This window comes from Microbacterium stercoris (assembly GCF_017592545.1).
GTDB classification, from domain to species: domain Bacteria; phylum Actinomycetota; class Actinomycetes; order Actinomycetales; family Microbacteriaceae; genus Microbacterium; species Microbacterium stercoris.
This window is the reverse complement of sequence record NZ_JAGFOA010000001.1, coordinates 471,587-496,167: the sequence shown is the minus strand read 5'-3', so window position 1 is coordinate 496,167 and position 24,581 is coordinate 471,587. Positions and strand designations below refer to the sequence as shown.

Sequence of the window (24,581 nt, the reverse complement as noted above, 5' to 3'; positions counted from 1 at the left end):
TGCCTACGCGCTCACGGACGGAATGGTGTGGATGCGGCACGGCTTGACGAACATGCCCTCGGTGCAGTGGGCGTCGACCTGCGCCGTGAAGCTCGAGGCGGACATGCCGCGCGCCGCCTCCGCGACACGCCGCAGGAACTCGGCGCGGGGCTCCTCTGCGAGCCGGTGCTGATGTGCGACGCGGTAGTCGCTCTTTGCGAGGGTCTGCGACACGATCACCAGGCGGGCGCCGGCCAGAGCGCTCGAGGCGGCGCCGTCGACGAGCCCCTCCTGCACGGCGATCTGATAGGCCGCGAGCTGCCCGTGCGCGAGAACGTCGTTGTCGCCGGGCTTCTCGTAGCGGCCGCTCTTGAGATCGACCACCACAACGTGCTCATCCGCTGGGGCCGCGGGAGCCATCGCGCTCCAACCGCGTGAGCGCGCCAGCGCATGCTCGCCCCCGCCCGGCGGGTAGGTCTCGACGCGGTCGATCACGCCGCTCACGATCGCGCGTCGCGGACCGTCGATCTCCTCGCCCACGTATACCCGCGGCGGCGCGTCATGCTCGGCAGCGGTCTCGACGGCGAACCGGAACGACGCTTCCGACACGACGTGCGCTCCCCCATCTCGGCGCACCTCGCGCAGGTAGGAATGCAGGCGGTCGACGTACGTCTCGGCGCGCTTGCGCTCCTTCACGGCGATCCACGGGGTCTCGAAGTCGAGCTCGGACCAGCGCTCCTCGACCACCGATCGCAGCCCGTCGAGATCGCCGTCGGGGTAGCGCTCGAGCGCCGCATGGAGGATGGTGCCGATCCCCGCGCTCGGCGCCGTGACCGTGTCGCCACCGAGGCTGTCGATGACCCAGCCGAGGCCGCACTCCTCGAACGCCTCCATGCGAGACGGCGACACCCGCGCCGGCCCCGCGTCGAGATCGCGAAGCGGAGCATCCGTCGACGGTTCCCGCACGCCGTACCAGTCTTCCGGGGCCGCGCCGGCCACATCAGCCTGGGCCAGCATCGCGAGCTGCCCCGCCGCCTCCGCACGCTCATGCGTGTCATCGGATGAGGTGAGCACGCGCCGGTGTCGCGCCACGAGGCCGCGCAGCGTCAGCGGATGCTCCGTGCGCTGATCGTCGTCGCGGCGAGGTGGCGGCAGGAAGGAGAACAGCGCGCTCGGCCCGGTCGCGTCATCGTCGACCGCGGTGACGAGCAGTCGCGTGCGGGCGCGGGACACGGCGCGCACGAACAGCCGCAGCTCGTCGTGCATCGCCGCGCGACGCCGGTCGAGCACGCCCTGCGGCTCGGGCTCGCCGCGCCGCTCGCGGCGAGCCGCGACGACGTCGGCGAGGCGCCACGACTCGAGCAGCCCGCCGCGCAGGCGCACATTCGGCCAGACGCCCTCCTGCACGCCGGCGATGACGACCGCGTCGAACTCGACGCCCAGCGCGTTGGCGGGCGTCATCAGCGTCACCGCGCCGTCGCGATCCGGCGCGGACAGGGTGTCCTCGGGAACATCGCTGTCGAGGATCTCGCGGATGAACGGGTGGGGCCCCTCCTCCGGGCTGCGCTCCACCGATCGCTTCGCCGCCGCGAACAGCGCGACCAGCCCGTCGAGCGCGCGCGCGACCTCGGCGGCCACGGGGCCGTCGCCCTGCGCCTGCTGATGCCATGCGCGCTCGAGCCGCTGCCCGTCGCTCGCCTTGGCGCGATCCCACACGAGCCAGAGCAGCTCGTGGATGGTCGCGCCGCGGGCACCCTCCTCATGCAGAAGCCGCAGGGTCTCGGCGAGGCGCTTGGCGGTGCGCGACTCGGGGGTGTCGAGCAGGTCGAACGACGCCGGCTGTCCGAGGGCCTCGTGCAGCAGTTCGCGCGCGGGGCGGTTTCCTCCTTCTGCCAGCTCGGCGTGGCGAAGGTGCGCGCGCAGGCGGCGGAGCCCCACGCCGTCGAGCCCGCCGAAGGGCGATCGCAGCGCCTCGAGCAGGCTCTCGGCATCACGATCGGCGTGGTCCGCGAGGCCTAGGCGCACGATCTCGACGATGTCGTGCACGGCCGGCTCGCTGCCGAGCGGCCGCTGCACGCCCGCGGCCCGAGTGGGCACCTCGCGCGCCGCGAGCTCGGCCTCCAGCGTCGTCAGCTGCCGGGTGTCGTGCGCGATGACGGCGATCCGCGACCACGGCACTCCGCCCAGCAGGTGCCAGTCGCGCAGGGTCCAGGCGATGCGGTCGATCTCCTCGTAGGGTGACGCCGCGAGCAGCGTCTCGATCGTGCCGTCTTCCTCGAGCTCCTCCCCGGGAGAACGGCGATGCGCGACCACGCCGGCCGCTCCGATCGACTGCGTCACCGTGCGCACCAGTCGGGTGAGCCGTGCCGTCGAGCGATGCTCCCCGTCGAGCACGTGCGACGTCCCCAGCGCCCGTGAGAGCTGAGCGAACAGCTCGGGGGTGACGCCGCGGAAGGCACCCGATCCGATATCCGGATCGCCGAACGCGAGCACGGCGACATCCCGCGCCCGCAGGGCCTCCACGACGGCGATGCCGCCGCGCGTGAGCTCCTGCGCGTCGTCGATCAGCACCACTCTCAGGCGCTCGAGGCCCGCGATCGCCGCACCGGCCCGCAACGCGGCCGCCGCCTCCGCGTACAGCTCCGCGACCTCACGATGCGGCGAGCGCATGCCGTCGAGCACGTTGCGGTAGTCGCGCATGAAGCGCGAGACAGAGGTCCAGGCCGGCACGTCGAGCGCGGCGAGCTCTGCGGGTCCCACCCCCAGTTCGGCGAGCTCGGCGAGGAAGGCGCGCAGCTCGGAGCGGAAGCCCTTCGACGCTCTCACGGGTGCACCCAGGTGCTCGGGCCACAGGCGCAGGCCGTCGGCCTCGTCCTGCTCGTCTCCCGCGAGGATGTCTGCCACGATGCGATCCTGATCGGCGCCCGTCAGCAGCTTCGGCGCCTCGTCGCCCCGGCGCACCGCATCGGCGCGCACCACCTGGAACGCGAACGACCCCACCGAGCGCGCGAGCGGCCCGGGGGTGGCCACCTGCACGCGGAGGCCCAGCTCGTCGCGCAGGCGCGTGGCCGACACGCGAGTCGGCGTCAGCACGACGAGCTCGTCGGCCGCCACTCCGTCGGCGAGCAGCCGCGCGACGCGTTCGACGAGCACGGCCGTCTTGCCCGTGCCGGGCGCACCCACCACGACCCCGGACGCGTCGGCAGGAAGCGACAGCACCCGGGCCTGTGCGCGGTCCCAGCCTCGCTCACGGGGGTCGGAGATCATGCTTCCACGCTAGGCGGCGCCTCGGACATTTCGGCCCGACACCGCGTGTGCCCCCGCCACAGGACCCTCGCGTTCGCTGTCGGCGTTCATCCGCCTGCCGTGTCGTCGCCCTGCCATAGAGTTGTGCCACGGCCGCCCGCGCACCTGCACGAGGGGCTTCCCGCACGACGAAAGGCAGTCACCCGTGGACATCCGCATCGGCATCATCAACACCGGCCGCGAGCTCAGCTTCGAGTCGTCGGAGAGCGCCGAGAGCATCAAGGCCACGGTGGCCGAGGCGATCTCGGCCGGCACGCCGCTCAGCCTCACCGACGTCAAGGGCAACTCCTACATCGTCCCGACCGCGAACCTCGCGTTCGTCGAGGTCGGCAGCGAGGAGACCCGCCGCGTCGGCTTCGTCGCCTGACATGTACATCCTGCTGGCGCTGATCGCCGCGATCTCGATCGGCATCGGCATCCACTACCTGGTGCCGCGGCGTGCGACGCGCGGTGTCGTGCTCGCCCCCGCCATCTCGGGTGCCGCCGCGGCGGTGGTCTACGCGATCTGCACGTGGTCGGGTCTCGGCGAGGCCAGCCCCTGGACGTGGCTGTCGACGATCGTCGTCTCGGCGCTGCTCTCGTGGGCCGGCACCGAAGCGATCAGCCGTCACCGCGCGCATCACGACGCCGCCGAGGCGAAGGCCGCCGGCATCGCCTGAGCGCAGCACCGCGAAGCCCCCGTCCTCGACGGGGGCTTCGTCGTGCCCGGCGCCGCCTGACGCCCCTCAGCGCGGCGCGCCCACGGACCCTCGGCTCAGGAGGACAGCCCGAGCGCATCCATCCGTCGCGCGTGCGCGGCCATCAGCGCCGTGAAGACGGGCTCGACCTTCTTCTCGTCGTCGACGCCGAGGCGCTGCGGGCGCAGGGCCGCGCGCGCGACGAGCAGCGTGTCGCCGACGAGGCGGCGGGCCCACATCGACAGCAGCGAGCGCATCTCGTCGTCGGCCTCGATCGTCGCGCGGATGAGGTCGACGATCAGCTCGCGATCGCTGTCCACGTTCAGGATGCGCGCCACCTTGCGACCGGTGTCGCCGTACTCGGCGGCGAGCGTGCGGTAGAAGTCGTCGAGCATGCCGGCGGTGATGTGCACCGACAGCATCGTCTCCCGCGGCCGCGCGCCGATGGTCGCCCATCGGAACTCGTCGAGCTGCGCCTGGAAGGGCCGCATGATCTCGGACGGCACCTCGCCCCGCTCGCGGATCACATCCACGATGGCGCGGTGCTTCACGAGCGCCGCGCCCGCCGCGAGCGACAGCGCCTCCTTCTCGTCGAGATCGGGGGTGGCGCGGATCAGACGCGAGAGCGTCTCGAAGTAGCCGAGCTGCAGGTAGGCGGCCTGACCGAGGAAGGTCGTGGCGTCGGGCGCGAGCTCCTCGAAGGCGACGCGCGTCGCGTCTCCCAGATCGCCTCGCGACCGCAGGCGCAGGATCCGGGCGGGCGGGCGACGGCGCCAGAACTTCCAGTTGACCACGGCTTCAGCCTAGAGCGTGAGCGCGCCGATCCCGGGGAGACGACAGGTCGCTCGGGTAGGCTGAGCGGGTCCCCGGCGACGGATCGGGGCCTTCGCGCCTGGAGCAGACAAGGGCGTGGATCCATCTCCTCAGGCGGCGACGGCCGCCGGACAGGCAACTTCACAATCGTGACCGCATTCTCCGACCTCGGCGTCGATCAGGACATCATCGAGGCACTCGCCTCCAAGGGCATCGAGTCCGCGTTCCCCATCCAGGAGCAGACGATCCCCCTCGCCCTCCCCGGCCAGGACGTCATCGGACAGGCCAAGACCGGCACCGGCAAGACCTTCGGCTTCGGCATCCCCGTGGTCCAGCGCCTCGGCCTCACCCCGGAGCCGGGCGTCAAGGCCCTCATCGTGGTTCCCACCCGCGAGCTCGCCGTTCAGGTCTATGAGGACCTGCAGCTGCTCACGTCGAACCGCTCCACCACGGTCGTCGCCATCTACGGCGGCAAGGCGTACGAGGGCCAGATCGAGGCGCTCAAGGCGGGTGCGCAGATCGTCGTGGGCACCCCCGGTCGCCTCATCGACCTCTCGAACCAGCGTCTGCTCGACCTGTCGCACGCCACCGAGGTCGTCCTCGACGAGGCCGACAAGATGCTCGACCTCGGCTTCCTCGCCGACATCGAGAAGATCTTCCAGAAGGTCTCGCAGACCCGCCACACGCAGCTGTTCTCGGCGACGATGCCCGGCCCGATCGTCGCGCTCGCGCGTCGCTTCATGACCAACCCCATCCACATCCGCGCCACGGATCCGGATGAGGGCCTCACGCAGGCCAACATCAAGCACGTGATCTACCGCGCGCACTCGCTCGACAAGGACGAGGTCGTCGCGCGCATCCTGCAGGCCGAGGGCCGCGGGAAGACCGTCATCTTCACGCGCACGAAGCGCGCGGCACAGCGCCTGGTCGACGAGCTCGGCGACCGCGGATTCAACGTCGGCGGTGTGCACGGCGACATGGGCCAGGAGCAGCGCGAGCGCTCCATGGCCGCGTTCAAGGCGGGCAAGGTCGACGTCCTCGTGGCCACGGATGTCGCGGCGCGCGGCATCGACGTCGACGACGTCACGCACGTGATCAACCACACCATCCCGGACGACGACAAGACCTACCTGCACCGCGCGGGTCGCACCGGTCGCGCCGGTCGCACGGGCATCGCGGTCACCTTCGTGGACTGGGAGGACCTGCACAAGTGGGCCCTCATCAACCGCGCACTCGATTTCGGTCAGCCCGAGCCGACCGAGACCTACTCGTCGAGCCCGCACCTCTACAGCGACCTGAACATCCCGGCCGGCACGAAGGGCCGTCTCACCACCGCGCCCAAGGCCGACCGCCCGCCGCGCGGTGACCGACCGGCCCGTGGTGAGCGCCGCTCGGACGGCCCCGTGCGCAACGATCGCCGCGCCGGCGAGGGCTCGGGCGAGCCGCGCCAGCGCACGCGCCACCGCCGCGGCGAAGGCGACGTGGTCGCCGCCGAGCACGGCGCTCCCGCCGAGGCGCCGGAAGGCCAGGGCACGCACGACGGTCAGGGCGCCGAGCACCACGACGGCAAGCCGGCTCCCGCGCGCCGTCGCCGCCGCCATCGCCGTCCGGCGGGTGGCGCCCCGACCGGCGCCTGAGACCAGAAGACGAGACCCCCGCTTCGGCGGGGGTCTCGTCGTATGCGTGTGATCAGGCGGGATACACGGGATCGATTCCGCTCGCCTGTTCGATGAGGCGCGCGACCATCTCGTCGCTCGTTGTGTTCTCCCCCGGCAGATTCGGCTTGCCCCGGCCGTGATAGTCGCTCGACCCGGTGACGATGAGATCGCGCTCGGCAACCAGTCGACGCAGAAGCCGCTTGCCGCTCTCGGTGTTCTCACGGTGGTCGATCTCGAAGCCCGCAAGGCCGGCGTCGACGAGGTCCTGCAACATCGGCAGCGGCAGGATCCCGCGCCCCGAGGCGGGGTGCGCCATCACGACGACGCCTCCCGCGGAGGTGACGAGCTCGACCACCCGGAACGGATCGGGCGCGTAGTGCGGCTCGTAGTAGCCCTCGCGGGGGTGGAGCAGTCCGTCGAAGGCCGCGCTGCGATCGGTGGCGAGGCCCCGCGCGACGAGCGCGTCGGCGATGTGCGGCCGGCCCACCGTGGCGTCCCCGGTGGTCTGGGCGACCACGTCGTCCCAGGTCAGGTCGTAGTCGCGCGCGATGTTGTTGACGATCCGCTCAGCCCGTCCGATGCGATCGTCGCGGATCCGATCGGTCTCCGCTCGGAGCGCCGGATCGTCCGGGTCGAACAGATAGGACAGCATGTGCACGCTGCGCCACTCGTACTGGGACGAGAACTCCATGCCGGGCAGCAGCGTCATGCCCAGCGAGGTCGCGGCCTGCGCGGCCTCGGCCCATCCCGCCGTCGTGTCGTGGTCGGTCAAGGCGACCGTGCGGAGTCCGTGGCGGTGCGCCGCCGCCATCACCTCGGCGGGCGGCTCCGTGCCGTCGGAGCAGACCGAGTGCAGGTGCAGGTCGCTCGGTCCGCTGAACCTGATGTCTGCCTCACCCACCCGCCGATCGTATCGCCCGCGCCGCGGGGCGGCGTGCCGCGACAGGGGCGAGGATCAGCGCCTGACCAGGCGACTCATGGCGGAATGAGGCGCGATGTGCGCCGGTTTCCCAGGGGGCCGTTTTAGGGTCGAAGACGTGCTGCGACTGCTCGGGATCCTCGTGACGGTGGTCTTCGCCATCGCCACCGCGATCGTCAGCTGGCCCCAGTTCTTCCGACTCGAGCAGACGATGCCGATCGCACAGATCGTGTCGATGCGGGGTGTGCTGGTGGTCGCGTTCGCCGCCCTCACGCTGCTGTTCCTTCTGTTCGCTCTGTCGCGCCCGATGCGCGCGTTCGCCATGTCGATGGCGCTCGTGGCCGGCGTCGGCGCGATCGCCGGAGGCCTGACGCTGGCAATGCGCGGCTACGGCGAGGCCCTGCCGCCCGAGACGGAGTCGAGCGTGCGGGTGATGACCTGGAACACGGCCGGCGACGCGACCGGCGCGAACCAGATCGCGCAGTCGGCGGTCGCGATGAACGCCGACATCGTCGCGCTCCCCGAGACCGCACAGAGCGTCGGCGAGGATGTCGCGATCGAGATGCGCGAACTCGGCCGCCCGATGTGGGTGCACCACGTGCAGTACAACAAGGAGATCGAGCGCGGCCCGCAATCGTGGGTCACGACCATCCTGATCTCCCCCGAGCTCGGGGATTACGCCGTGATCGACTCGTCGGATGACGGCTCGAGCAACACCGGCATGCTGCCGAGCGCGGTCGTGATGCCGGTGGACGGCACCGGGCCCACGGTCGTCGCGGTGCACGCGGTGGCTCCGCGCCCGGCCTACATGGACCACTGGCAGTCCGACCTGCGCTGGATCGCCGATCAGTGTCCGAAGGACCTGAATGTGATCATCGCGGGAGACTTCAACGCCACCCTCGACCACATGGCCCCGCTGGCGGCAGGATCCGGCGATCTCGGCTACTGCCACGACGCGGCATCCGGCACCGGCAACGGCGCGGTGGGCACGTGGCCGACCGATGTGCCCACGCTGCTGTCGGCCCCCATCGACCACGTGATGCACTCCGACCACTGGAAGGCGACCGGATCCGTCGTCCTCGACACGCTCGACGGATCAGGCAGCGACCACCGCCCGCTCATCGTGCAGCTGGAGCCCGCCGGCTAGACCTGGTCGGCGCGACGCGCCTGCGCGCGGCGCGCGATGAGGATCACCAGTCGCCACACGGAGAAGAACACGGCCAGCGTGATCGTCGCGACGATGACGAACGGGAGTGCCGTGCCCTGCCCCGACACGGCGCGCAGGATCATGCCGAGCGCGACCGTGACGATCCAGACGATGCCGCCGGCGGCGAAGGTCTCCGGGCGCAGGCGACGAGTGGCCAGCACGATGGCGGTAGCGACCGCCAGTGCGAGGGCGAACGGCCACACCGTCATGAGGTAGCCGGCGAACGTCGCCTCCTCCTGGTGGGACGCGCGTCCCACCGCGCAGAAGACCAGCACGGCGACGAGGTCGTGGCCGAACGCGAGGGCAGGGTGCAGGCGACGCGGGGCGGTGCTCATCGCTCCAGGCTATGCGGGAACCGCCGAGCGGGATGTCGACGGCCGGTGTGACAATGGATGCATGAGCGAGCAAGCCACAAGCGAGCAGACCACGGCCTCGACCGAGCAGGCCCCGCAGAGCATCGTGAACCGTCGCCAGCCCTACCCCGAGGGCTTCCTCGCGACGATCTCGCAGGGCTGGGCCGAGAGACCGGAGCAGCTGCCGCCGCTCCGCGAGCAGGCTCCGTTCGCCGCCGCGCGCCGCGCCGCCGTCTCCGCCGCCTTCCCGGGCAAGCGCCTGGTCATCCCCGCGGGCCCGCTCAAGCAGCGCAGCAACGACACCGACTACCCGTTCCGCGTGCACTCGGCGTTCGCCCACCTCACCGGCTGGGCCACCGAGTCCGAGCCCGACTCGGTGCTCGTCTTCGAACCCCGCGGCGACGCCCACGACGTCACGCTCCATTTCCGCGAGCGCGCCGACCGCACAACGAGCGAGTTCTATTCGGACGCCACGGTCGGCGAGTTCTGGATCGGTCCCCGCCCCGCGCTCCCCGGCGTCGCGGGCGAGCTCGGCATCGCCACCGCGCACATCGACTCCTTCGTGTCGACCGACGATGATCTGGTCGTCGACGAGGACGACGAGCTCACGCGCTTCGTCTCGGAGCTGCGCCTCACCAAGGACGAGTACGAGGTCGCCCAGATGCGACTCGCGGTGAAGGTGACGTCCGACGGCTTCGACGACATCATCCGCGAGCTGCCGCGCATCATCGAGCACCCGCGCGGCGAGCGCCTCGTCGAGGGCGTCTTCCACCAGCGCGCCCGCAGCGACGGCAACTGGGAGGGCTACGACACGATCGCGGCCTCGGGACCGCACGCCTGCTTCCTGCACTGGACCCGGAACGACGGCGCGGTGCTTCCCGGCGACCTCATCCTGATCGACGCGGGCGCAGAGGTCGACAGCCTCTACACCGCCGACATCACGCGCACGCTCCCCGTGAGCGGCACCTTCACGCCGATCCAGCGCCGCATCTACGAGACGGTGCGCGAGGCCGCCGACGCCGCCTTCGCCGTCGCGAAGCCCGGGGTGCGGTTCCGCGCCGTGCACGAGGCCGCGATGGAGGTCATCGCGCGACGCACCGCCGAGTGGGGCCTGCTGCCGGTCACGGCGCAGGAGGCGCTCGACGCCGACCGGGGCGGCCAGCACCGCCGCTACATGGTGCACGGCACCAGTCACCACCTCGGCCTCGACGTGCACGACTGCGCTCAGGCCCGCCGCGAGATGTACTACGACGGCACCCTCGAGCCCGGCATGGTCTTCACCATCGAGCCGGGGCTGTACTTCCAGATCGACGACGTCACCGTCCCCGAGGAGTACCGCGGGATCGGCGTGCGCATCGAGGACGACATCCTCATGACCGAAGAGGGCCCCGTGAACCTGTCGGCCGACATCCCGCGCACGGCCGACGAGGTCGAGGCGTGGATGGCCCGCCTGCGCGGCTGACCGCGAGCGACCGTCAGATCACGAACGCCGAGACGATCGGTGCCAGCTCGGCGCCGATCATCTCGGCGTCTCGCCTGCGCCCCTTCACCGCGAACGAGTGATCGCCGCCCTCGATCCAGGTGATGCGGGCATCCTGGCACGTCGCGACGGCGGCCTCGAACTGGTCCAGCGGCTGGATGAACGGATCCCTCGTGCCCTCCACGAACAGCTGCGGCTGCGTGATCCGAGGCAGGTGCTCGGCCCGGGGCTTCTCCGGTCTGCCCGGAGCGTGCAGGGGATATCCGAGATAGACCAGACCCTCGACCGGGAAGTCGCCTTCGGCCGCGGCCATCGACGCCATCCGGCCCCCGTACGACCGACCCACGGCCCAGACCGGCAGCCCGAGGTCGGCGGCGTGCGCGACAGCCGTGCGCCACGCGGCGATGGCATCGGCCGGGCGACCGGGCATGCGCCGTCCCTGGTCGATGTAGGGGAAGTTGAAGCGGATCACGCTGAGCCCGTCGGCCGCGAGGGCCGATGCGAGGCCCCCGTAGAACGGGTGCGACATGCCGGCGCCCGCCCCGTGCGCCAGCACAACGACCGCGCGCGGGTCGTCGGCGGGATCGGTCGCGGTCGTCAGGTCGAGGCTCACGCCCGGTCGGCGTCGGGGTCGGTCGGTGCAGCCGCTCCCGGAGCGGCCGTCGGTGCGGCAGGCGTCTCGGGCACGGGCGGCGTGACCGGCGGCGTCGCCGTCGGGGCCGCCGGATCGATGCGCACTCCGAAGCGGGGCGGCTCCTGCGATGCGGGAGCGACGGGCTCGGCGGGTGCCGGCGTGGCAGGGCGGACTCCGGTTGCACCGCCGAGCACCTGGCGGGCCTTCGGGTAGCTGGGCGGGAGCACCGTCACGTCGTAGTGGTCGGCGGAGACCTGCGTGACACTCGCGAAGTCGCGACGACGACGCACCATCGCGTACGTCGCGATGCGCAGGAGCATTCCGAGGGCGACCGCGATGAGCAGATAACCCGCGAGCGAGCCGAACGAGGCTCCGGGGGTCCAGATCGCGATCAGGGCGACGAAGAGCAGACCGAGGAGGGCGCCGTTGAGCGCTCCCGACCACGCGGCCTGGGCGTAGCCGAGACGGCCGGTGACCTTCTCGACGGTGCGCAGGGCGCTGCCGACGATCGCGATGTGCGCGGCCGGGACCTCGCCCGCGATGAGCGCCGACACCGCCTTCTGTGCGCTCTCGTAGTCCTTGAAGCTCGCGACCGTCTCGCCCGTCTCGAACGGCTTGCTCATCCCGCTCATCATGCTCATGCGCGCCATTCTCCCACGCGCCCTGCCGGCCGGGCAGATGCCCCGCCTGCCGCCCGGGATCGGCGGATCCGCGGACTACGCTGGAAGCATGAGCACGCAGAGGGTATTCGCGGCGCGCCTGGCCGGGTGCGCTGTCTTCGACCCCGCGGGCGACCGGCTCGGCAAGGTCCGAGATGTCGTCGTCGTGTATCGAAGTAGCGCTGCTCCCCGCGTCATCGGCCTGGTCTGCGAGATCCCGGGCCGGCGGCAGGTGTTCGTGTCGATCGGACGCGTCACCTCCATCTCGTCCGGCCAGGTGATCACCACCGGCCTCATCAATGTGCGCCGCTTCCAGCCGCGCGCCGACGAGGTGCGTGTGCTGGCCGAGGTCGTGGGCCGCCGTGTGCACTTCGTGGACGGATCCGGATCCGCGGTGATCGAGGATGTCGCGATCGAGCCGAACCGCGTCGGCGAGTGGGCGATCAGCCAGCTGTTCCTGCGCAAGCCGAAGACGAGCGCCTCGCCCTTCAGCAAGGGCCCCACGGCGTTCGCGACCTGGGCCGAGGTGCGCGAGCAGCACACCCCCGGCGAGGCCCAGTCCGCCGAGGCTCTCGCCGCGAGCTACGCAGAGCTGCGCCCTGCCGACCTCGCGAACACCCTGCTCGATCTCCCCGAGGAGCGCATGATCGAGGTCGCGGAGGAGCTCTCCGACGAGCGACTCGCCGATGCCCTCGAGGAGATGCCCGAGGAGGAGCAGGTGCATATCCTCGAGCGCCTGGGCGACGAGCGCGCGGCCGACGTGCTCGATGCCATGGAGCCCGACGACGCCGCCGACCTTCTGGCCGAGCTCGAGCCCGAGCGCTCCGAGGAGCTGCTCCAGCTCATGGAGCCCGAGGAGGCCGAGGACGTCCGCATGCTGCTGCGCTACGGCGCCGACACTGCCGGCGGCCTCATGACCTCGGAGCCGATCATCATGTCCGCGGACGCGACCATCGCCGAAGCGCTCGCGACGATCCGCCGCCATGAGCTGCACCCGGCCCTCGCCGCGAGCGTGTTCGTGACGCTGCCGCCTTACGAGACGCCCACGGGCCGCTTCCTCGGTGCGGTGCACTTCCAGCGCATGCTGCGCTATCCCCCGCACGAGCGCATCGGCGCGATCCTCGACGACACCCTCGAACCGCTGCTCGTCACCGCGAGCGCGGCAGAGGTCGCGCGGCGTCTGGCGAGCTACGACCTCGTCTCGGTGCCGGTCGTGGATCAGGCGCGTCGCCTCGTGGGCGCGATCAGCGTCGACGACATGCTCGACTACCTGCTGCCCGACGACTGGCGCTCTCAGGACGCGGATGAGCCGCTGCCTGCCGCCCCGACGACGGCGCCCATCCCGATCGTGAGGCGCGGATGATGGCGCCGCGCGACATGTCGCGCCCCGATGCCGTGCGCGGACGCACGCCTCTGCTCGCACCGGCCACCGGCGCCGGCGCCAAGGGCAACGACCGGTTCGGCCGCGCCACCGAGTGGGTCGCCCGCGCGATGGGAACTCCGACGTTCCTCATCGCGCTGTCGCTGTTCGTCATCGTGTGGATGGTCTGGAACTCCGTCACCCCCGAGGGCTGGCGCTTCGACTCGGCCGACCTCGGCTTCACCGCCCTCACGCTGGCGCTCTCGCTGCAGGCCTCGTATGCCGCGCCGCTCATCCTGCTCGCTCAGAACCGCCAGGACGACCGCGACCGCGTGCAGATCGAGCAGGACCGCCAGCGGGCGGAGCGCAATCTCGCGGACACCGAGTATCTCGCGCGCGAGATCGTGGCTCTGCGCCTGGCCCTGGCCGAGGTGCAGGAGCGCACGGTGACGCGCGACGTGCTGCGCGACGAGCTCAAGGCCCTGCTGGCGGCCCTCGACGAACGCGACGCCGAGCGTGCGGACGATCAGGAAGACGATCTCAGCAGGCCGAAGGAATCATGAGCGACACTCCCCTCGCGGACCGCGTCCGCGACGCGGTCGGCCGCGTCTCCGATCCGGAGCTGCGCCGCCCTCTCTCCGAGCTCGACATGGTGCGCGGCGTCACGGCGGAGGGATCCGACGTGAACGTCGAGATCGCGCTGACGATCGTCGGATGTCCTGCGGCGGCCCGCATCGAGGCCGACGTGCGCGCGGCCGCCGAATCGGTGCCCGGGGTCGGCGCCGTCTCCATCGATGTGGGGGTGATGACCCCCGCGGAGCGCCAGGCCCTCACCGCGAGGCTGCGTCCGGTTCGCGGCATGCCGTTCGGCCCCGACTCGCTCACTCGCGTGATCGCCGTCACCAGCGGCAAGGGCGGGGTGGGCAAGTCGACGGTGACGGCGAACCTCGCCGTGGCACTCGCCCAGCGCGGCCTCGCCGTGGGCCTGCTCGACGCAGACGTCCACGGTTTCTCGATTCCGCCGCTCCTGGGGCTCGCCAAGGACGGCGTCGTCGTTCAGCCCACACGCGTGGATCAGCTGATGCTGCCCCCGGTCGGACACGGGGTGAAGGCGATCTCCATCGGCATGTTCCTTCAGGGCGCCGACAGCGCCGGCAACCCCGCAACGGGCGCCGTCGCATGGCGGGGACCGATGCTGCACCGCACGGTGCAGCAGTTCCTCACCGACGTGTACTTCGGTGACCTCGATGTGCTCCTGCTCGACATGCCGCCGGGTACCGGCGATGTCGCGATCTCGGTCGGCCAGCTGCTTCCGCACGCCGACGTGCTCGTCGTCACAACGCCCCAGGCCGCGGCCTCGGATGTCGCGGTGCGCAGCGGTCTGGTCGCACGTCAGACGGGGCAGCGTGTCATCGGCGTGGTCGAGAACATGGCCCCGATGACTCTCCCCGACGGATCCGTCATGGACCTGTTCGGCTCCGGCGGGGGCGCCTCGGTGGCGGCGGCTCTCTCCGTGGACGACGCGGAGGTGCCGGTGCTGGCGTCCATTCCGCTCAGCCCGGCGCTGCGCGCCTCGAGCGATGCCGGCGATCCGGTCGTGCTGTCGCACCCGGACGATGCCGCGTCCCAGGAGATCGCACGGCTCGCCGAGCGCATCGCCGCTCAGCCGCGCCGCCTCGCGGGGCGCAAGCTCCCCATCGCGCCGGCGCGCTGAGACGTCAGGTCGCCTCGAGGTCGAAGGGCGGCGGATCGGCGACGGTGAAGTGCTCGCGCACGAGCGGGCCGTTCGGTCGCGGCGGCTGGATGATGCGCTCCGCGACCGGAGCAGGCGCCGGCGCCTCATCGTCGAGCAGTGCCTCGCGGATGATGCGACGCGGGTCGTACTGGCGCGGATCGAGCTTGCGCCAATCGACATCGTCGAACTCGGGACCCATCTCCTCGCGCACGCGGGTCTGGGCACCCTGCGCGAACTCGCGTGCGCGCTTGACCATCCGCCCCAGCGCCTCGGCGTACTGCGGCAGCTTCTCAGGGCCGATGAGCAGGCCGGCGATGACGAGGATCAGCACGATCTTGTCGAAGCTGATCCCGAGGTTCATGGCCACAAGACTACCCGCCGCGCCTGCCGGGACCGTCAGCCTGGCGAGCCTAGGCTGGAGCGAGAGCAGGAGGTTTCACACATGAGCGAGCATGACGCGATCGCCCGATTCACGCGGGAGACGGTGGTCGAGCCCGAGCACATCGCCCGAGCCCGACAGCACGCCCTCGAGCTGGGGGCCGCGCCCGTCAGCGCCGGCGTCGGCGCGCAGTGCGCGGTGGTCGCGGCGGCGACCGACGCCCGCTCGATCATCGAGATCGGAACCGGCGCGGGCGTCTCGGGGCTCTGGCTGCTCCACGGCGCCCCGAAGGCCGTGCTCACGACGATCGACCACGAGCCCGAGCACCTCGCCGCGGCGCGACAGTCCTTCGCACAGGCACGCGTGCCGGCGACGCGCACGCGCTTCATCACCGGCCGCGCGGCCGACGTCCTTCCGCGCATGAACGAAGCGTCCTACGACATCGTGCTCGTGGATGCCGACCCCGAGAACGTGCTCGACTATGTCGAGCACGGCCTGCGGCTTGTGCGTGCTGGCGGCACGGTGCTCGTCCCCCGCGTGCTCAACGGCCGCGTCGCCGATCCCGTCGCCCGCGACGCCGTCACCTCGGCTTACCGCACGCTGCTGCAGGAGACCCAGAACTCGCCCGCCGTGATCGCAGCCATCTCTCCGATCGGCGAGGGCCTGCTGCAGCTGACCACCGTCGCGCGCTGATCCCCGCAGACGCGGAAGAGGCCGGATCCCTGCGGATCCGGCCTCTTCTGCGTCTATCCGGAGATACGGATGCGGCTCAGGCGCCGACGACCTGGGCGAGGACGCCGTGAAGCTCCTTCGCTTCCTCGTCGTTCACGGAGACGACCAGACGGCCGCCGCCCTCGAGCGGCACGCGCACGATGATCAGGCGCCCCTCCTTCACGGCCTCCATCGGTCCGTCACCGGTTCTGGGCTTCATGGCTGCCATGTTCGGCTTCCTTTCGTCGTGGTCTCCCGACGCAAGTTTACCGGTCACGGCGCAAATGGCTCACTCCGGGTGCGCCGAATGACGTGATATGCCAGGAGATCACGGAATCTGCCAGAACGTATTCCCGTGTCCGTACATGGCGGCGATCCACACCCACTGCCCCAGCACGCACAGGAGCAGGGCGACGATGCGCCCCCAGCGCGATCGCGGCGCGGCGCCCCACAGCGGCGAGAGCGGCACGAGCAGGCGGAAGGTGCTCGACTGCGGGAAGAAGACGGCCAGGAGATACACCACGTAGCTGATCGACCACAGCTGCACTTCCGGACCGAGGGCCCGCACGCGCCGCGCGAGCAGACCCCAGGCCGCAAGACCCACGATGAGCGCCAGACCGACGTACCCGGTCCATGCCGGCAGGCCCCACAGCGAGAACCAGAGCGGGGCGGCGCCCAGCCATCCTTCAAAGGGGACGAAGCCCTCCGTGCCCGGGAGCCACCCGCGACGCCACGCGAGCTCCGTCTGGAGGTAGGCATCCGGCACGCCGGTGACGATGCCGGCGATGATCTGCCAGGAGAACCCGACCGCAACGGCCAGCGCGCCGAGGGCGAGGATGTGCACGATCTCCGACGAGGACAGCACATCCGACCGCCGTCGGAACCACCGCACCAGGCCGTAGAGTCCGAGCATCAGGGCGAAAGCCAGGATCCCGGGGCGCGTGTATCCCATCAGCGGCACCAGCGCGTACAGCCACCACCAGCGCCGCGCGGCCAGCGCCCACAGCGCGAGCATCAGGAACGCGAGGAAGAGGGCCTCCGCGTAGCCGACCTGGAACAGAGCGGCCAGCGGTGCGGAAGCGAACAGCGCGACGGACCACATCGCCGCGTCGTCGTCGAGACGCCGACGCAGCAGCCCATGCAGGCCGAGACATGCGACGAACCCTGCGACGAGCGAGACCACCAGCGCCCCCGTACCCCACACGCCGAGCCCGACGGCGTTGGACAGGTGCGCGTAGACGGGCATAAACGCCCACGCGTTCTCCGCCACAGTGCCGGCGTCGTCGCGCGGCAGCGCGGAGGGATAGCCGAAGACGGCGACGGTCCAGTACCACTGCGCGTCCCATCCGAGCACGAAGTCGCCGAGCGAGGGATTCGGCCCGAAGCGCGAGGTGGACGGCGCCGCGGCCGCGACCTGGAGCATCAGCGCCGTCGTCACCAGGCGCGACATCACGTAGATCACCGCGATGCGCGCGACGGCGGGCCACCCGCGCCACACGGCGCGGAACCGGGAGAGCGTCGTCAGGCCGACGTCATGAGCCACGCCCGGAGCCCCCGCTCGACCTCCTCGATCTGCGACACGAGCACGCGCTCCTCGTCGTGGTGCGCGAGCAGGGCATCGCCGGGGCCGTAGTTGACCGCGGGCACCCCGAGCTTCGAGAACCGGGCGACGTCGGTCCAGCCGTACTTCGGCTTCGGGGTGCCGCCCACGGCACGCACGAAGTCCTGCGCGAGCGGGGCGTCGAGTCCCGGACGCGCGCCGCCCGAGAGATCCGTGATCTCGACGTCGAAACCCTGCAGCACACTGCGCACGTGAGCGACGGCCTCCTCCTCGGAGCGACTCGGGGCGAAACGGAAGTTCACCTCGACCTCGCACAGGTCGGGGATGACGTTGCCCGCGACGCCTCCGGTGACGCGCACGGCGTTGAGGCCCTCGCGGTAGTCGAGGCCGTCGACGGAGATCGTGCGGGGGCGGTACTCGGCCAGGCGAGCGAGAATCGGGGCGGCGGCATGGATGGCGTTCTCCCCGATCCACGAGCGAGCGCTGTGGGCCCGCACCCCCTTCGTGCGGACGATGGCGCGCAGCGTCCCGTTGCAGCCGCCTTCGACGATGCCTGCGGTGGGCTCGCCGAGGATCGCGAAGTCGCCCTCGAACAGGTCGGGGCGGTTCGCCGCGAGGCGGGTGAGACCACTCAGCTCGGCGGCGACCTCCTCGTGGTCGTACCAGAGCCAGGTGATGTCGACCGCGGGTTCGACGAGTTCGGCCGCGAGTTTGAGCTGCACCGCCACGCCCGCCTTCATGTCGACGGTTCCCCGGCCCCAGATGTAGGACTGCCCGTCGATCTCGATGTCGCGGGTGGGGACGTTCGCGTTGATCGGCACCGTGTCGATGTGTCCGGCGATCACCACGCGCTGCGCGCGCCCGAGGTGGGTGCGGGCGACGATCGTGTCGCCATCCCGGTGCACCTCGAGGTGCGGGAGCGCTCCGATCGCCTGCTCGACCAGGTCCGCCAGAGCGGTCTCCTGATCCGACTCGCTGGGGACGTCGCAGATCGCGCGCGTGATGTCCGGCGAAGACGCCGTCAGGTCCAGAGGCATAGCCCCCAGCCTAAGACGGGAGGGGCGTGCGCGATCCCACTCGGTAGGCTGGATCCATGACGGATGAGCGTTGGATTGCCGGTGTCGGACTTGCGACGATCGCGGCGGACGGAACCGTGCTGGACACCTGGTTCCCCGCCCCGCGCACCGGGCGGTCCGAGAATCTCGCGGACGAGGTCGAGAGCCTCGACCGCTTCGCCGCCCCCGACGATCGCCGCAATGTGTCGATCGAGGTCATCACGCTCGAGATCGACCTCGATGTCGCGCCCGCGTCGACCTCCGATGTCTATCTGCGTCTGCACGCGCTGTCGCACCGCCTCGTGAAGCCGAACGAGCTCAACCTGGACGGCGTCTTCGCCCACCTGCCGAACGTCGCGTGGACGAATGCCGGCCCCATGCACCCCGCCGATGCGATCCGTCTGCGTCCCTTCCTGCAGCGGGACGGCATCCAGATCGTCTCGCTCGACAAGTTCCCGCGCCTCACCGACTACGTCGCGCCCGAAGGCGTGCGCATCGCCGATGCCTCTCGCGTGCGCCTGGGTGCGTACCTCTCCCCCGGCACGACCGTGATGCACGAGGGGTTCGTCAACTTCAACGCCGGAACGCTCGGCAGCTCGATGATCGAGGGCCGCGTCTCGCAGGGTGTGGTCATCGGCGACGGCTCGGACATCGGCGGCGGCGCATCGATCATGGGCACGCTGTCCGGCGGCGGCAAGCACCGTGTCTCGTTCGGTGCTCGCTCGCTGCTCGGCGCGAACGCGGGTGTGGGCATCTCGATCGGCGACGACTGCGTCGTCGAGGCGGGCCTTTATCTCACGGCCGGCACCAAGGTGATCCTCGTAGACGAGGAGCCGGGCGAGGACGGATCGCCGCGCATCGCCAAGGGTGCCCAGCTGTCCGGTTCGAGCGGCCTGCTGTACCTGCGGAATTCGCTCACCGGCGCCATCGAGGCGCGTCGGCGCAAGGGCGTCGGCGTCACGCTGAACGCCGCGCTTCACGCATAGGCCCGCACACGACGAAGAAGGCCGCGACCCCTCGGGGGTCGCGGCCTTCTTCGTGCGGAGCCGTGCGCGCCGGTTCAGACGCCCGGGTAGGGGCGCTCGGGCGAGCCGGTGAACAGCTGCTGCGGGCGGCCGATCTTCGTCTTGGGGTCGAGCTGCAGCTCGCGCCAGTGGGCGAGCCATCCGGGAAGACGACCCATCGCGAACAGCACCGTGAACATGCGCGTGGGGAAGCCCATCGCCTTGTAGATGACGCCGGTGTAGAAATCGACGTTCGGGTAGAGGCGACGCTCCTTGAAGTAGTCGTCCTCGAGCGCGATCGCCTCGAGCTCCTTGGCGAGGTCGAGCAGCGGGTCGTGCACACCGAGCTGCTCGAGCACCTCGTCAGCCGACTGCTTGACGAGCTTCGCGCGCGGGTCGTAGTTCTTGTAGACGCGGTGCCCGAAGCCCATGAGCTTCACGCCGTCTTCCTTGTTCTTGACCTTCTCGACGAAGCGCTTCACGCCCTGGCCCGACTCCTGGATCTGGGCGAGCATCGTGAGCACGGCCTCGTTGGCGCCGCCGTGCAGCGGGCCCGACAGCGCGTGGATTCCCGCGGAGACCGACGCGAACTGGTCGGCGCCGGTCGAGCCGACAAGGCGCACGGTCGACGTCGACGCGTTCTGCTCGTGGTCCTCGTGCAGGATGAGCAGGCGCTCCAGCGCACGAGACATCACGGGGTTGACCTCGTATTCCTCGCTGCGCACGCCGAAGTTCAGCTTGAGGAAGTTGTCGACGAAGCTGAGCGAGTTGTCCGGGTACAGGAACGACTGGCCGATGCTCTTCTTGTGCGCGTAGGCCGCGATGACCGGCAGCTTCGCGAGCAGGCGGATCATGTTGAGCTCGACGTGCTCAGGGTTGGCCGGGTCGGACTGGTTCTCGTAGTAGGTCGACAGCGCCGAGACGCCGGATGAGAGCACCGCCATCGGGTGAGCGGTGTGCGGGAGGGCCGTGAAGAAGCGATCCTTCAGGTCCTCGTGCAGCAGCGTGTGGTGACGGATCTTGTCGTCGAACTCCGCCAGCTGATCCGCGGTCGGCAGCTCGCCGTAGATGAGCAGCCAGGCGACCTCGAGGTAGCTCGAGTGCGTGGCGAGGTGCTCGATCGGATACCCGCGGTAGCGCAGGATGCCCTGGTCACCATCGATGTACGTGATGTCCGAGCGCGTGGCCGCGGTGTTCACGAAGCCGTAGTCGAGGGCGGTGAAGCCCGTCTGTCGCGTCAGCGTCGACACGTCGATGCTCGGCAGGCCGCTCGTGGCCGGCAGTACAGGGAACTCGGCGGTCTTGTCGCCGATCGTGAGAGTGGCCTTCTCGGGCAGGTTTCCCGCGTCGCTCACGGCGCCTCCTTGCGATGTCTGTTGCGATTTCTCGTCGCATTCAGGGGGAGTCGATGGCGCACCGGTATGCCGTGCCCACCTCGTACAGCCTACTTGTCCCGCAGGTCACCTGTGACAAGCGACCAACTCGGGGGCGATCCGTTGACGGATCGTCCAGTCCGACCCGGAATCAGGACGGATCCGGATCAGACCGACGCGCGCAGCCGCGCGGCGGCCGCCGCGACGCGCTCGTCGCTCGCAGTGAGCGAGAGACGCACGTGCTGCGGGAAGAAGTCGCCATAGAAGACGCCGGGCCCCGCGAGGATGCCCAGCCCGGCCAGGCGCTCCATCGTCTGCCACGCGTCGCGCCCCTCGGTGATCCAGAGGTACAGACCCGCTTCGCTGCGGTCGACCGTGAAGCCGGCTGCCTCGACCGCGGGCTTCAGGATGTCGCGCCGCGCGCGGTAGAGCTGCTTCTGGTGCTGCACGTGCGCGTCGTCGCCGAGGGCCACCGCCATCGCGTGCTGCACGGGCGCGGGCGGCATCAGCCCCAGGTGCTTGCGCGCCGTGGTCAGCTCGCCGACGATCTTCGCGCAGCCGGCCAGGAACGCGGCGCGGTAGCCGGCGAGGTTGGACTGCTTGCTGAGCGAGTAGACCGCCAGCACGTTCGCCCGGCTGTCGCCGATCACGCGCGGGTCGAGGATGCTCGGCACGGGCTCGACGTCCCACGGAGCGTCCCAGCCGAGTTCCGCATAGCACTCGTCACCGGCGATCACGGCGCCTAGCTCGCGCGCGCGTTCGACCGCAGCGCGCAGTTCGTCGACGGTCCAGACGCGGCCGTCGGGGTTGCCGGGCGAGTTCACCCAGATGAGCTTTGTGCCCTCCGGCCATTCGGCGGGGTCGTCGGATGCGAACGCGGTCGCGCCCGCCACGACGGCGCCGACCGCGTAGGTCGGGTACGCGGCACGCGGGTGCACAACGATGTCGCCCTCGCCCAGCCCGAGAAGCGTCGGCAGCAGCGCCACCAGCTCCTTGGAGCCGATCGTCGGCAGCACGTTGCGGGGCTCCAGGCCCGGAACTCCGCGGCGGCGATCGAACCACGCGCCGATCGCCTCCCGCAGCTGCGGTGTGCCGATGGTGGCCGGGTAGGCGTGGGCATCGGTGGCCTCCGCCAGCGCACGGCGCACGACCTCGGGCGTCGGATCGACGGGAGAGCCGATCGAGAGATCGACGAGACCGTCGGCGTGAGCCCGCGCGCGTTCGGCGAAAGGTGCGACGGCGTCCCAGGGATAGTCGGCGAGGTCGCGGACGCTCACCGGATCAGTGGCCCTCGCCCTGAGGGGGCAGGGCGGCGATGATCGGGTGGTCCTTGGGGATCACGCCGGTCTTGGCGGCGCCACCCGGGGAGCCGATCTCGTCGAAGAACTCGACGTTGGCCTTGTAATAGTCCTGCCACTCGTCGGGCAGGTCGTCCTCGTAGTAGATGGCCTCGACGGGGCACACCGGCTCGCACGCACCGCAGTCGACGCACTCGTCCGGGTGGATGTAGAGGCTGCGCTCACCCTCGTAGATGCAGTCCACGGGGCACTCGTCGATGCACGCGCGATCCTTGACGTCCACACACGGCAGGGCGATCACATAAGTCACGTGTCGAGTCTACGCGCCTCGGAGCCGTCGTCCGCCGTCGTGGCGGCCGTCGGCGGCCGCAGGCGCGAGAGGTCGGGCCAGGCTCCGACCAGGAGCACGACACCCGTCACCGCGTACGTCCAGATCAGGCCCCAGGGCACGGCTCCCTCCGCTGCCTGCGGCACCACGACCGATCCGCCCGGCCCCTTGCCCGAGAAGATCAGCACCGCCGCGAGCATGCCCAGGCCCGCCGCCCACGTCGGCAGACGTCCGGCAATCAGCAGCCGCAGACCGAGGAGGAGCGCGGCGCATCCGACCAGCGACAGGATGAGGCCCACCGGCAGCACACCCCACAGGAAGGAGTGGGCGACCGTGCCGGCGACTCCGAAGATCGCTCCCGTCACGAGCGCGAGGAGGAGGATCAGGATGCGCGACGGCCAGCTCATGGATCCAGGCTACGTGGCCCAGCCGAGCAGTCGCAGGAGCGCCGCGACGACGGCCGCCGCGACCACCACGACCAGGAAGGACTGCCGCAGCCACAGCAGCACGGCCGCCACGAGCACCGCGGGAAGCCGCGCGTCGACCACCAGCGCCTGACCGGATCCGAGAGCCTGCACCGCCACCAGCGAGGCGAGCAGCGCGACCGTCAGCAGGTCGGTGATGCGCGCCGGGCGCGGGCGCTCGACCCATTCCGACGGCACGAGGTACCCGGCGAGCTTCAGCACGAGCACGATGCACCCCGCGAGCAGGATCGCTCCCCACAGCGTCATCGGAGCTCCTCCCCTGCCGCCCCCGGCGAGGAGGTCGCCGGTTCGGACCGGCCGAGCCAGTTGAACCAGCCCACGAGCACGGCGACCACGGCCGCGATCATCACCGGCAGCCCGGGCATCAGCAGCGGAGTGAGGGCGGCGGCCACCACGGCCGCCGCCGCGCCCACCGCGATCGCCTGGCGCGACTTCAGCCGCGGCCACAGCAGCGCGAGGAAGGCGGCTGCCGCGGCGGCGTCGAGGCCGTACGCCCGCACATCACCGAGCACGTCGCCGAGGATGCCCCCGAAGACCGTCGCGATGTTCCATCCCACGAAGATCGCCAGACCCGTCGCCCAGAAGCCGATGCGCCGCGCCCGTGTCTCGGTGTGCGCCAGCGCGACCGCGGTCGACTCGTCGATCGTGAACTGCGCCGCCGCGATCCGGTGCCACCACGACAGGCCGACCACCGGGTTCATGCGCACCGAGTAGGCCGCATTGCGCACGCCGAGCAGGGCGGCGGAGGCGATGGCAGAGGGAGCAGCGGCGAGACCGCCCGAGGCGATGACGCCGATGAACGCGAACTGCGACCCTCCGCTGAACATCAGCAGGCTCATCACGCTCGTCTGCCAGAGGTCGAGCCCGGCGAGCACCGACAGCGCTCCGAACGAGATGCCGTACGCGCTCGTCGGGATCGCTACGGCGAAGGACTGCTTCCAGGCGCTGCGGTCCGCCTCTGCGAGGGGCGGGCGGGAGGAGGTCACCGGTCGAGATTACCGGCGCGCGAGCGGCCGGGGCGCGTCGCGGCGGCCGATCATCGTTCGAATCGCGCCACGTCGGATCCGCCGGCGGCGGTGACGATCCGCGCGCGCATCTCCTCATCCACGTCGTCGAGCCGCGACACCGGACGCCAGAACGCCTCGCTGTTCTCGCCGTCGGCCGGGCGCGGCTCTCCCGAGACGTACCGGCAGCGGAAGACCAGGTCGAGGTACTGCGCCTGGTCGCCGTTGGCGTACGTCGTCGGACGCAGCGCGTGCACCCACACGAGCGCCGCGGCGACCGCGACGACGTCCGCCTCCTCGAGCACCTCGCGCTCGGCGGCGATGGCGGGCTCCTCGCCCGGGTCGATGATGCCCGTCACGGGCGTCAGGCGGCCGTTGTCGGCTCGGCGCACGAGCAGCGTCTCGGGGCCGTCGACGCCGTCGCGCAGCACAACCGCCGTCACCCCGCTCAGCCAGAGCGGATCCGTGCCGATCTTCTCGCGCAGGGACAGGACGAAATCGGGAGTGGCCACCAGATGATCCTAGGAACGCGGAAGGGGCGGGCGGGGGGGCCGGCCGGCCCTCCCGCGGGGTAGAGGGGGAGCCCAGCGTACTGGGGCGGCG

Annotated in this window: 27 protein-coding genes; 10 read left to right on the top strand and 17 right to left on the bottom strand. The window is 70.9% G+C overall.

Translation table 11 applies throughout. From position 1 onward, the window contains the following. Positions 1–3: 3 nt before the first annotated feature. Positions 4–3,246 (bottom strand): ATP-dependent DNA helicase, encoded by a 3,243-nt coding sequence (locus J5V96_RS02250; protein ID WP_208500016.1) that lies wholly within the window; start codon positions 3,244–3,246, stop codon positions 4–6. Between the two features lie 184 nt (positions 3,247–3,430). Between J5V96_RS02250 and J5V96_RS02245 the strand changes: the two genes are divergently transcribed. Beyond that, complete coding sequence (locus tag J5V96_RS02245; protein WP_208500015.1) at positions 3,431–3,652, top strand: DUF3107 domain-containing protein; 222 nt, start codon at positions 3,431–3,433, stop codon at positions 3,650–3,652. A gap of 1 nt (position 3,653) precedes the next feature. Next, positions 3,654–3,944: a hypothetical protein gene (locus J5V96_RS02240; RefSeq protein ID WP_208500014.1), complete on the top strand. Its 291-nt coding sequence runs from the start codon at positions 3,654–3,656 to the stop codon at positions 3,942–3,944. 95 nt (positions 3,945–4,039) lie between these two features. Here J5V96_RS02240 and J5V96_RS02235 read toward each other — a convergent pair whose 3' ends face one another. Continuing rightward, positions 4,040–4,756 carry a ferritin-like fold-containing protein gene (locus J5V96_RS02235; RefSeq protein WP_208500013.1) on the bottom strand — a complete coding sequence of 239 codons (717 nt, stop codon included), beginning with the start codon at positions 4,754–4,756 and terminating at the stop codon, positions 4,040–4,042. Positions 4,757–4,924: 168 nt separating this feature from the next. Between J5V96_RS02235 and J5V96_RS02230 the strand changes: the two genes are divergently transcribed. Further along, positions 4,925–6,412: a DEAD/DEAH box helicase gene (locus J5V96_RS02230; RefSeq protein WP_208500012.1), complete on the top strand. Its 1,488-nt coding sequence runs from the start codon at positions 4,925–4,927 to the stop codon at positions 6,410–6,412. A gap of 52 nt (positions 6,413–6,464) precedes the next feature. On the opposite strand, the gene J5V96_RS02225 is transcribed toward J5V96_RS02230, so the two are convergent. Next, entirely contained in the window at positions 6,465–7,334 is an 870-nt protein-coding gene (locus J5V96_RS02225) for a PHP domain-containing protein (RefSeq protein WP_208500011.1), read from the bottom strand. Positions 7,335–7,470: 136 nt separating this feature from the next. Between J5V96_RS02225 and J5V96_RS02220 the strand changes: the two genes are divergently transcribed. Next, positions 7,471–8,499, top strand: a complete 1,029-nt coding sequence (locus tag J5V96_RS02220; protein WP_208500010.1) for an endonuclease/exonuclease/phosphatase family protein — start codon at positions 7,471–7,473, stop codon at positions 8,497–8,499. On the opposite strand, the gene J5V96_RS02215 is transcribed toward J5V96_RS02220, so the two are convergent. Continuing rightward, positions 8,496–8,894, bottom strand: coding sequence for a DUF3054 domain-containing protein (locus tag J5V96_RS02215; protein WP_208500009.1), 399 nt, complete (start codon positions 8,892–8,894; stop codon positions 8,496–8,498). The genes J5V96_RS02220 and J5V96_RS02215 overlap by 4 nt on opposite strands. 61 nt (positions 8,895–8,955) lie before the next feature. Between J5V96_RS02215 and J5V96_RS02210 the strand changes: the two genes are divergently transcribed. Next, positions 8,956–10,374, top strand: coding sequence for an aminopeptidase P family protein (locus tag J5V96_RS02210; protein WP_208500008.1), 1,419 nt, complete (start codon positions 8,956–8,958; stop codon positions 10,372–10,374). A 13-nt stretch (positions 10,375–10,387) separates the two neighbouring features. Here the strand turns inward: J5V96_RS02210 and J5V96_RS02205 are convergent, their stop codons facing one another. Then, positions 10,388–11,005: an alpha/beta hydrolase family protein gene (locus tag J5V96_RS02205; RefSeq protein ID WP_307793272.1), complete on the bottom strand. Its 618-nt coding sequence runs from the start codon at positions 11,003–11,005 to the stop codon at positions 10,388–10,390. After that, positions 11,002–11,667, bottom strand: coding sequence for a YflT domain-containing protein (locus tag J5V96_RS02200; RefSeq protein WP_208500007.1), 666 nt, complete (start codon positions 11,665–11,667; stop codon positions 11,002–11,004). The genes J5V96_RS02205 and J5V96_RS02200 overlap by 4 nt, the downstream gene beginning before the upstream one ends. An 88-nt stretch (positions 11,668–11,755) precedes the next feature. On the opposite strand from J5V96_RS02200, the gene J5V96_RS02195 reads away from it, so the two are divergent. The 3 genes from J5V96_RS02195 to J5V96_RS02185 are packed head-to-tail and all read left to right on the top strand — an operon-like array spanning position 11,756 to position 14,759. Next, the gene (locus J5V96_RS02195) at positions 11,756–13,048 is read left to right on the top strand and encodes a magnesium transporter MgtE N-terminal domain-containing protein (protein ID WP_208500006.1); all 1,293 of its coding nucleotides are present in this window, start codon (positions 11,756–11,758) and stop codon (positions 13,046–13,048) included. Beyond that, positions 13,048–13,608 (top strand): DUF1003 domain-containing protein, encoded by a 561-nt coding sequence (locus J5V96_RS02190; protein WP_236014362.1) that lies wholly within the window; start codon positions 13,048–13,050, stop codon positions 13,606–13,608. The genes J5V96_RS02195 and J5V96_RS02190 overlap by 1 nt, the downstream gene beginning before the upstream one ends. Then, positions 13,605–14,759, top strand: coding sequence for an Mrp/NBP35 family ATP-binding protein (locus tag J5V96_RS02185; RefSeq protein WP_208500005.1), 1,155 nt, complete (start codon positions 13,605–13,607; stop codon positions 14,757–14,759). Before J5V96_RS02190 ends, J5V96_RS02185 begins: the two co-directional genes overlap by 4 nt. Positions 14,760–14,763: 4 nt before the next feature. Here the strand turns inward: J5V96_RS02185 and J5V96_RS02180 are convergent, their stop codons facing one another. Further along, complete coding sequence (locus J5V96_RS02180) at positions 14,764–15,141, bottom strand: twin-arginine translocase TatA/TatE family subunit (protein ID WP_208500004.1); 378 nt, start codon at positions 15,139–15,141, stop codon at positions 14,764–14,766. An 81-nt stretch (positions 15,142–15,222) separates the two neighbouring features. Here J5V96_RS02180 and J5V96_RS02175 point away from each other — a divergent pair, with 81 nt between their 5' ends. After that, positions 15,223–15,852, top strand: a complete 630-nt coding sequence (locus J5V96_RS02175; RefSeq protein ID WP_208500003.1) for an O-methyltransferase — start codon at positions 15,223–15,225, stop codon at positions 15,850–15,852. Between the two features lie 76 nt (positions 15,853–15,928). Here the strand turns inward: J5V96_RS02175 and J5V96_RS02170 are convergent, their stop codons facing one another. The 3 genes from J5V96_RS02170 to dapE form a co-directional block, all read right to left on the bottom strand. Further along, positions 15,929–16,099: a DUF3117 domain-containing protein gene (locus J5V96_RS02170; protein ID WP_208500002.1), complete on the bottom strand. Its 171-nt coding sequence runs from the start codon at positions 16,097–16,099 to the stop codon at positions 15,929–15,931. 99 nt (positions 16,100–16,198) lie between these two features. Beyond that, entirely contained in the window at positions 16,199–17,413 is a 1,215-nt protein-coding gene (locus J5V96_RS02165) for a hypothetical protein (RefSeq protein WP_307793265.1), read from the bottom strand. Beyond that, a complete protein-coding gene (dapE, locus tag J5V96_RS02160; RefSeq protein ID WP_208500001.1) occupies positions 17,392–18,468 on the bottom strand; it encodes a succinyl-diaminopimelate desuccinylase in 1,077 nt (358 codons plus the stop codon). Before dapE ends, J5V96_RS02165 begins: the two co-directional genes overlap by 22 nt. A 56-nt stretch (positions 18,469–18,524) precedes the next feature. On the opposite strand from dapE, the gene dapD reads away from it, so the two are divergent. Beyond that, complete coding sequence (gene dapD, locus J5V96_RS02155) at positions 18,525–19,472, top strand: 2,3,4,5-tetrahydropyridine-2,6-dicarboxylate N-succinyltransferase (protein ID WP_208500000.1); 948 nt, start codon at positions 18,525–18,527, stop codon at positions 19,470–19,472. 74 nt (positions 19,473–19,546) lie between these two features. Here dapD and J5V96_RS02150 read toward each other — a convergent pair whose 3' ends face one another. The 7 genes from J5V96_RS02150 to J5V96_RS02120 form a co-directional block, all read right to left on the bottom strand. Then, positions 19,547–20,845, bottom strand: coding sequence for a citrate synthase (locus tag J5V96_RS02150; protein WP_208499999.1), 1,299 nt, complete (start codon positions 20,843–20,845; stop codon positions 19,547–19,549). Between the two features lie 185 nt (positions 20,846–21,030). Beyond that, positions 21,031–22,140 (bottom strand): succinyldiaminopimelate transaminase, encoded by a 1,110-nt coding sequence (gene dapC / locus J5V96_RS02145; RefSeq protein ID WP_208499998.1) that lies wholly within the window; start codon positions 22,138–22,140, stop codon positions 21,031–21,033. 4 nt (positions 22,141–22,144) lie between these two features. Further along, positions 22,145–22,471 carry a ferredoxin gene (fdxA, locus tag J5V96_RS02140; RefSeq protein WP_208499997.1) on the bottom strand — a complete coding sequence of 109 codons (327 nt, stop codon included), beginning with the start codon at positions 22,469–22,471 and terminating at the stop codon, positions 22,145–22,147. Next, entirely contained in the window at positions 22,468–22,896 is a 429-nt protein-coding gene (locus tag J5V96_RS02135; protein ID WP_208499996.1) for a histidinol dehydrogenase, read from the bottom strand. Before J5V96_RS02135 ends, fdxA begins: the two co-directional genes overlap by 4 nt. 9 nt (positions 22,897–22,905) lie before the next feature. After that, on the bottom strand, positions 22,906–23,220 hold the full coding sequence (locus J5V96_RS02130; protein ID WP_208499995.1) for an AzlD domain-containing protein: 315 nt from the start codon (positions 23,218–23,220) through the stop codon (positions 22,906–22,908). Next, entirely contained in the window at positions 23,217–23,960 is a 744-nt protein-coding gene (locus tag J5V96_RS02125) for an AzlC family ABC transporter permease (protein ID WP_208499994.1), read from the bottom strand. Before J5V96_RS02125 ends, J5V96_RS02130 begins: the two co-directional genes overlap by 4 nt. A 50-nt stretch (positions 23,961–24,010) precedes the next feature. Further along, positions 24,011–24,490: an NUDIX hydrolase gene (locus J5V96_RS02120; RefSeq protein ID WP_208499993.1), complete on the bottom strand. Its 480-nt coding sequence runs from the start codon at positions 24,488–24,490 to the stop codon at positions 24,011–24,013. Between the last annotated feature and the right edge of the window lie 91 nt (positions 24,491–24,581).

What these genes read in the sequence shown, in the direction of transcription:
- J5V96_RS02250 (WP_208500016.1), bottom strand. Translation starts at nt 3,246, where the DNA reads ATGATCTCCGACCCCCGTGAGCGAGGCTGGGACCGCGCACAGGCCCGG.
- J5V96_RS02240 (WP_208500014.1), top strand. Translation starts at nt 3,654, where the DNA reads ATGTACATCCTGCTGGCGCTGATCGCCGCGATCTCGATCGGCATCGGC.
- J5V96_RS02215 (WP_208500009.1), bottom strand. Translation starts at nt 8,894, where the DNA reads ATGAGCACCGCCCCGCGTCGCCTGCACCCTGCCCTCGCGTTCGGCCAC.
- J5V96_RS02210 (WP_208500008.1), top strand. Translation starts at nt 8,956, where the DNA reads ATGAGCGAGCAAGCCACAAGCGAGCAGACCACGGCCTCGACCGAGCAG.
- J5V96_RS02200 (WP_208500007.1), bottom strand. Translation starts at nt 11,667, where the DNA reads ATGAGCATGATGAGCGGGATGAGCAAGCCGTTCGAGACGGGCGAGACG.
- J5V96_RS02195 (WP_208500006.1), top strand. Translation starts at nt 11,756, where the DNA reads ATGAGCACGCAGAGGGTATTCGCGGCGCGCCTGGCCGGGTGCGCTGTC.
- J5V96_RS02190 (WP_236014362.1), top strand. Translation starts at nt 13,048, where the DNA reads ATGGCGCCGCGCGACATGTCGCGCCCCGATGCCGTGCGCGGACGCACG.
- J5V96_RS02185 (WP_208500005.1), top strand. Translation starts at nt 13,605, where the DNA reads ATGAGCGACACTCCCCTCGCGGACCGCGTCCGCGACGCGGTCGGCCGC.
- J5V96_RS02180 (WP_208500004.1), bottom strand. Translation starts at nt 15,141, where the DNA reads ATGAACCTCGGGATCAGCTTCGACAAGATCGTGCTGATCCTCGTCATC.
- J5V96_RS02175 (WP_208500003.1), top strand. Translation starts at nt 15,223, where the DNA reads ATGAGCGAGCATGACGCGATCGCCCGATTCACGCGGGAGACGGTGGTC.
- J5V96_RS02170 (WP_208500002.1), bottom strand. Translation starts at nt 16,099, where the DNA reads ATGGCAGCCATGAAGCCCAGAACCGGTGACGGACCGATGGAGGCCGTG.
- dapE (WP_208500001.1), bottom strand. Translation starts at nt 18,468, where the DNA reads ATGCCTCTGGACCTGACGGCGTCTTCGCCGGACATCACGCGCGCGATC.
- dapD (WP_208500000.1), top strand. Translation starts at nt 18,525, where the DNA reads ATGACGGATGAGCGTTGGATTGCCGGTGTCGGACTTGCGACGATCGCG.
- J5V96_RS02135 (WP_208499996.1), bottom strand. Translation starts at nt 22,896, where the DNA reads ATGAGCTGGCCGTCGCGCATCCTGATCCTCCTCCTCGCGCTCGTGACG.
- J5V96_RS02130 (WP_208499995.1), bottom strand. Translation starts at nt 23,220, where the DNA reads ATGACGCTGTGGGGAGCGATCCTGCTCGCGGGGTGCATCGTGCTCGTG.